Origin of the sequence: Mycobacterium sp. (genome assembly GCF_019247615.1) — a bacterium.
In the GTDB taxonomy this organism is placed as follows: Bacteria; Actinomycetota; Actinomycetes; order Mycobacteriales; family Mycobacteriaceae; genus Mycobacterium.
In genome coordinates, this window is sequence record NZ_JAFBAT010000060.1 from 21,853 (window position 1) to 28,643 (window position 6,791).

The 6,791-nt window shown below is 68.1% G+C and carries 5 protein-coding genes; 3 read left to right on the forward strand and 2 right to left on the reverse strand.

Translation table 11 applies throughout. The annotated features are described in order from the left end of the window. Positions 1–27: 27 nt before the first annotated feature. Both JO059_RS03905 and JO059_RS03910 read right to left on the reverse strand, forming a co-directional pair. A complete protein-coding gene (locus JO059_RS03905; protein WP_293314799.1) occupies positions 28–1,065 on the reverse strand; it encodes a PAS domain-containing protein in 1,038 nt (345 codons plus the stop codon). 236 nt (positions 1,066–1,301) lie between these two features. Beyond that, positions 1,302–3,623 (reverse strand): DEAD/DEAH box helicase, encoded by a 2,322-nt coding sequence (locus JO059_RS03910; protein WP_293314800.1) that lies wholly within the window; start codon positions 3,621–3,623, stop codon positions 1,302–1,304. A gap of 249 nt (positions 3,624–3,872) precedes the next feature. On the opposite strand from JO059_RS03910, the gene cspA reads away from it, so the two are divergent. The 3 genes from cspA to topA form a co-directional block, all read left to right on the forward strand. Next, a complete protein-coding gene (gene cspA, locus JO059_RS03915) occupies positions 3,873–4,076 on the forward strand; it encodes a cold shock protein CspA (RefSeq protein WP_007772268.1) in 204 nt (67 codons plus the stop codon). A 131-nt stretch (positions 4,077–4,207) separates the two neighbouring features. Then, positions 4,208–4,816 carry a hypothetical protein gene (locus tag JO059_RS03920; RefSeq protein WP_293314801.1) on the forward strand — a complete coding sequence of 203 codons (609 nt, stop codon included), beginning with the start codon at positions 4,208–4,210 and terminating at the stop codon, positions 4,814–4,816. A 194-nt stretch (positions 4,817–5,010) separates the two neighbouring features. Further along, positions 5,011–6,791: type I DNA topoisomerase (gene topA, locus JO059_RS03925; protein WP_293314802.1), on the forward strand; the 1,781-nt coding region annotated here is incomplete at its 3' end.

Sequence of the window (6,791 nt, forward strand, 5' to 3'; positions counted from 1 at the left end):
CCGGGCAGGCCCGTCCTGTACGGGGGGTCAGGTGGTGTCGGCCGGGGCTTTCGGCAGTCCGGCCGCGACGAGTTCGTCATCGGTCGGCAAGCGCAACGAAACCAACGCGGCGAAGGTCTCGGGTTCGAGTTCCACTCTGCTGACCGTGGCGTGCACCGGCACCCAATCGACGTCGTGGCCGCGCATTCGCAGCACCCGACTCGTCGGGCCGTCGGCGAATTCGTCTGTCATGGAGGCGATCAGGTGCTCATCGTCGGGATGGACCTTCGGCCGGTCCGAGGCGGCCCCCCGCCAGTCGTAGAAGGGGCAGGGTTCGTCCAGCCATTTCAGCAGCGTCCAATTCTTCGGGTCGACGAGGGCGCGATGGACGCCGGCCTGGGCCAGGCCGTCGAGGATCCGCTGCGCCAGATCACCGGTCGACATCACCGGCCCCTTGAGTTCGGCTCGCCAGTTCATCGCCCGGGCGACCAGGTGTTCCCGGCCGGGTGAACCCGGTTCCAAGGCGGTGCGCACCACGAAGCCTATCCGGATCGGCTCTCCCTGCCAGTCGGTGAGATCCCATGTGCTGCAAAGCATTTGGCCAGGCTTGGCACTCACTGCCATGGCAAGCACCTTGGCCTCGTTCGGATTGAGTTCGCGCGACGGAAGGTCTTCGGCGAACGCCCTGCCGAAGGTGACCTCGACGTCGGGATTCTTACCGCTGTTGGTCAGCGATTCCCTGGTGTCGGTGGCCACACCAAGGGTCAGGTCCCACTTCAGCGGCCCGACGATCGGCCGCTCGGCTGGTTCGGCATCGGCGGGACCGGTCCATACGTGCACGCCGTGCATGAGACCGTCGGACATCACCACCGGTTCGGTGCGGATGACCCGGTCGCGTTTGGTCGTGATGCTGGTCAGGCTCTGGCCTGTCTGCACCGTCTCCGCTATCGCGGTGCGGACCGCGGCGACATGCGGGCTGCGGCGCAGGAACGTGCTGATCGGCACGAGGTTTTTGAGCTCGCGTCCCTGCGCCACTACAACGGGCTCGTCCCCCAACGTCTCCACGAGCAACCAGTCGTGGGCCATGCGCGCGATCTTACGGCGGCGAGCGGGCGGGCGCCGCGCGGGTGCGGTCGCCAGCGACCCTGAGCGGACCGCAATTTCACCGCGCGGCGCGCTATTCCGGCCACGGGTCGTGCTCCCCGATGGTATGTTGGCATTTCTTCAGCATCGAGGAAAAGCGTTGCGGTGGCGGCTGCCACGGCGCGGATCCGCGGGATCGACCGTCGAGGGGTCGGTCGCCCCCCTGGGATTGCTCGGCATTACTCGGCGCCCAACTCCGCGAGCACCAACCGCAGCACCAGAACAGCGCCCGCCTTGTCGAGTGGATCGTTTCCGTTCCCGCATTTGGGGGACTGCACGCACGACGGGCAGCCGCTCGGACACTCGCACGCCTCGATGGCCGCGGCCGTCGCGCCCAGCCAGGTGCGGGCGCGGCGGAAGCCGCGTTCGGCGAATCCGGCACCGCCCGGATAGCCGTCGTAGACGAATACGCTGGGCAACCCGTCGGGGCCTATCGCGGTGGACATGCCACCGATGTCGCCCCGGTCGCAGCTGGCCACCAGGGGCAGCAGGCCAATCGCCGCATGCTCGGCCGCGTGCAGCGAACCGGGTATGCGTGGCAGCTCGATTCCCTTGTCCGTCAAGGCATCCGCAGTGATCGTGTACATGGCGGCGGTGGTGGGCAGCACATTCTCCGGCATCTCGAGCTCGATGAAGTCGATCACCTCGCCGGAAAGTCGGCGCCGCAGGTACCCCACGACGCGGTGGGTGACCCGGACGGGCACCAGACCCAGGGTGACGGGCCCGAACCGCGAGCGTTCGCCGGTTCCGGTGACGGCGATGTCGGTGAGTTCGCGCGCGAAGGTCGCGTAGCCGGGGTCCTCGGCATGGACGAACGCGATGCCCTCGTCGAAGTTCAGCGAGTCGACGACGTAGGTCTCTCCCTGGTGCAGATACACCGCGCCGGGATGGACGCAGGCCGGGGCCTGGCCGACCCCCGCGCTGCCCAGCAGTCGCCCGCTATCCGACTCGACGATGACGATTTGGCCGCCCGACGAGCCGCGAATGTCCACCGCCCCATGCGGCTCGATGCCGGCCGCGGGGAAGTACAACCCGTTGCGTCGCCGCAGCAACCCGTCGTCGACCAGGCCGTCGACCACCTCGGTCGCCCCGAACTCACGGACCTCGGCTTCGCGAAGCGGCATTTCGGTTGCGGCGCAGAGTAGTTGCGGCCCCAGAAGGTAGGGGTTGGCGGGATCGATCACCACCCGCTCGACCGGTTTGTCCAGCAGCGCGGAGGGGTGGTGCACCAGATACGTGTCCAGCGGATCGTCGCGGGCGATGAGCACGACCAGGGCGCCCTGCCCGCGGCGGCCCGAACGGCCGGCCTGCTGCCAGAACGAGGCCACCGTGCCCGGGAAGCCGGCGAGCACCACCGCGTCCAGCCCGGCGATGTCGACACCCAGCTCCAGCGCGTTGGTGGTCGCCAGACCGCGCAACCGGCCCTCGGCGAGCGCCCGTTCCAGGGCGGTGCGGTCCTCCGCGAGATAACCGGCGCGATACGACGCCACCATCGCCGACAGCGTGGGGGCGATGTCGTCCAACCTTGCCCGCGCGCCGAGCGCCGTCAATTCTGCGGCGCGACGAGACCGAACGAAGGTCAGGGTCTGCGCTCCCTCGGCGACGAGGTCGGCCATCACGCGCGCCGCCTCCGCACCGGCGGAGCGGCGCACCGGCGCACCGTGTTCGCCGATCAGATCCGTCCGCAAGGCGGGTTCCCACAGCGCCACCGTCCGCTCCCCCTGGGGTGAGCCGTCTTCGACGACCTCCTCGACCGGAAGGCCGATGAGTTCGGCAGCCGTCGCGCCCGGCGAATCCGTCGTCGCGCTCGCGAAGATCACGGTGGGCGAGGCCGAGTAGCGTTCGCACAGGCGCAGGAGCCGGCGCAGCACCATCGCCACGTTCGAGCCGAAAACCCCACGGTAGTAATGGCATTCGTCGACGATCACAAAACGAAGGCCGCGCAGCAAAACGGCCCAGCGGGCATGGTTGCGCAATATCGACAGGTGGATCATGTCGGGATTGGAGAACAGCCATCGGGAGCGCTCGCGCGCGAATCGGCGCACCTCGGGGGGACTGTCGCCGTCGTAGGCGGTGGGCGCGACCCCAAAACCCGGATCCTGCAGGCGCGGAATGGCTGCGGTCAATGCGTGCGCCGTGCGCAACTGGTCGTGACCGAGCGCTTTGGTCGGCGACAAATAAAGCACCCGCGCCCTGGGGTCCGTCGCCAGCGCGTGCAGGACGGGGAGTTGATAGGCGAGCGACTTGCCCGAGGCGGTCCCCGTGCCGATCACCACGTGACGGCCCGCGTGGGCCAGCTCGGCGGCCGCCGCCTGGTGGGACCACGGGCAGCCGATGCCGCGGTCGACGAACGCGTGCACCACGTCGCTATCGGCCCATTCCGGCCAGCTGTGGGGTCGGCCGCTGCGCGCCGGCAGTTCGACGACATGGCGCAACGGATGCTCTCCCGCCCCGGTTCCGGCGAGCGCGGCGGCAAGCAATTCGCCGCCGAAACTCGCCATCTTCACATCCTCCTAACATCAACCGGCGACATAAGTCTGTCGCCGACGCGATGAACATGGTTGGATGATGGCGGTCGCAGCTTCTGTGTTCGTGTCACACTTTCGCAGGAACAACGTTGCGTCCGCGGTTCCTGCGAGGTTATCGGTCGGGTGAAATTCCGGCGACTCTGCGAGGTATTGCGGTCGTACTCGGCCCGGGGCACCGAAAGGCGGCGCCCCGCACCCAGAAAGTAAAGGAAAGATCGAGAGATGCCACAGGGAACTGTGAAGTGGTTCAACGCGGAGAAGGGGTTCGGGTTCATTGCTCCCGAAGACGGCTCCGCAGATGTTTTTGTCCACTACACGGAGATCCAGGGTTCGGGCTTCCGCACCCTTGAAGAAAACCAGAAGGTCGAGTTCGAGATCGGCCACAGCCCTAAGGGCCCCCAGGCCACCGGAGTCCGCTCACTCTAGACGCGAGCAGACGCAAAAGCCCCCATTTCGGCACCGATCTGGGGGCTTTTCCGCGTGCTTGGCAGGGGCCGCGGCCCGGCTCACCGGCAACTTCAAGGCGTGGACGCACAACCTGGCCTACTGTCGGTGGCGTGAGCCAGCTTTCCTTCTTCACAGCGGAGTCGGTGCCCCCCGCGGTCGCCGATCTCTCCGGGGTGCTGGCGGCCCCCGGCCAGGTAGTGCTGGTCGCGGGTCGATGCGAGGGCCAAGCCGGCGGGGCTCGGCTTGCTCGGATTTCGGTGGTCGTCGACCACGTATGGCGGGCTGCAGCGCTGGCGGAGATGATCCGCGAGGCCGGATTGATGCCCGAGATCACGCGTACCGACGAGGACACGCCGCTGGTCAGGACCGGCATGGACCCTTCGTTGAGCACCATCGCGGCCGAATGGACGCGCGGCGCGGTCAAAACCGTGCCCCCGCGCTGGCTGCCCGGGCCGCGCGAGCTGCGGGCCTGGACGCTCGCGGCCGGCAGCCCGGACGGCGACCACTATCTGTTGGGTCTGGATCCGCACGCGCCCGACACCCATTCGCCGCTCGCGTCGGCCTTGATGCGAGTCGGGATCGCGCCCACGCTGATCGGCACCCGCGGCGGGCGCCCGGCGCTGCGGATCAGCGGCCGTCGCAGGCTATCGCGGCTGGTAGAGAACGTGGGAGAACCTCCCGAAGGCGCCGAGGCGTGGTCGCAGTGGCCCCGGGTTTAGCCGGGTGACGAACCCCGCAATTTGGATAGCCGGTTTGCGAAGGCCCGCCCGAGGGTGCGAAATTGTCAGGTGCCCGACAGCGAGGGAACGCCGGCGTACCCGAAGTTCACCGGAATTTCCGGCGCCGGCCTGTCATTCTTCCTGCAGGGCGGCCTCGCAGGGGGCCGGAAATGAGAGATGGAGCGTAAGGGCAGTTGGCTGACCCCAAGTTGAAGGACCCTCAAGGCCGTAGGAGCGGCGGGAATGGGAGTGGCAGGCGGCTCGTGATCGTCGAGTCGCCCACCAAGGCGCGCAAGCTGGCCGGCTACCTGGGGTCCCGGTACATCGTCGAGTCGTCGCGGGGCCACATCCGCGACCTCCCACGGGCCGCGGCCGACGTGCCCGCGAAGTTCAAGTCGGAGCCGTGGGCCCGGCTCGGGGTCAACGTCGACGCGGACTTCGAGCCGCTTTACATCATCAGCCCGGAGAAGAAGAGCACCGTCACCGAGCTCAAGGGTCTGCTCAAGGACGTCGACGAGCTGTATCTGGCCACGGACGGCGACCGCGAGGGCGAGGCCATCGCCTGGCATCTGCTTCAGACCCTGAAGCCCAACATCCCGGTCAAGCGGATGGTTTTCCACGAGATCACCGAGCCGGCGATCCGGGCGGCCGCCGAGCACCCCCGGGACCTGGATATCGACCTGGTCGACGCCCAGGAGACCCGGCGCATCCTGGACAGGCTGTACGGCTACGAGGTCAGCCCGGTGCTCTGGAAGAAGGTCGCACCGAAGCTGTCGGCTGGCCGGGTCCAATCGGTGGCCACCCGGATCATCGTGCAGCGCGAACGTGACCGCATGGCGTTCCGTAGCGCGTCCTACTGGGATATCGTTGCCCGGCTGGACGCCAGCGTGTCCGATCCGGCGGCCCAGCCGCCCACGTTCGTCGCCCGGCTGACCAATGTCGACGGTCTGCGGGTCGCGACGGGTCGCGATTTCGACTCGCTGGGTCAGCTGCGCAAGGGCTCCGCCGCTTCGCCCGAAGTGGTGGTACTGGATGAGGCGAACGCGACCGCACTCGCCGAGGGACTGCGGGGCGCTGAGCTTTCGGTGGCGTCGGTGGAGGAGAAGCCGTACACCCGGCGTCCGTATGCACCGTTCATGACGTCAACGCTGCAGCAGGAAGCCGGCCGCAAGTTGCGGTTCTCCGCGGAGCGCACGATGAGCATCGCCCAGCGGCTCTACGAGAACGGCTACATCACGTACATGCGGACCGACTCCACGACGCTGTCGGAGTCGGCTATCAACGCCGCGCGCACCCAGGCGCGTCAGCTCTACGGCGAGGAGTACGTTGCGCCGTCGCCGCGGCAGTACACCCGCAAGGTGAAGAACGCTCAGGAGGCGCACGAGGCGATCCGGCCCGCCGGGGATACCTTCGCCACCCCGGATGCGGTACGGCGCGAGCTCGACGGCGACGAATTCCGGCTCTACGAGCTGGTGTGGCAGCGCACGGTGGCCTCGCAGATGGCCGACGCCCGCGGTACCACCGTCAGCCTGCGGATCGCGGGAAACTCGGGCGGCTCGAAGGCCCCCGGCTCGGAGGCCAACAGACAAGTGGTGTTCTCCGCGAGCGGACGCACCATCACGTTCGCCGGGTTCCTCAAGGCCTACGTTGAAACCGTCGACGAGTTGGCCGGCGGCGAGGCCGACGACGCCGAGAGCCGGTTGCCGCACCTCACCGAGGGGCAGCGGCTGGAGGCTCTGGAGCTCACCCCCGATGGCCATGCCACCAACCCGCCGGCCCGCTACACCGAGGCATCGCTGGTGAAGGCGCTCGAGGAGCTTGGCATCGGCCGCCCGTCGACGTACTCGTCGATCATCAAGACCATCCAGGACCGCGGATACGTCTATAAGAGGGGCAGCGCCCTGGTCCCCTCTTGGGTTGCGTTCGCCGTAACCGGTTTGCTGGAACAGCATTTCGGCCGGCTCGTCGACTACGG

Coding starts and splice junctions, on each gene's coding strand:
- JO059_RS03905 (WP_293314799.1), bottom strand. CDS start 1,065: ATGGCCCACGACTGGTTGCTCGTGGAGACGTTGGGGGACGAGCCCGTT.
- JO059_RS03910 (WP_293314800.1), bottom strand. CDS start 3,623: ATGGCGAGTTTCGGCGGCGAATTGCTTGCCGCCGCGCTCGCCGGAACC.
- cspA (WP_007772268.1), top strand. CDS start 3,873: ATGCCACAGGGAACTGTGAAGTGGTTCAACGCGGAGAAGGGGTTCGGG.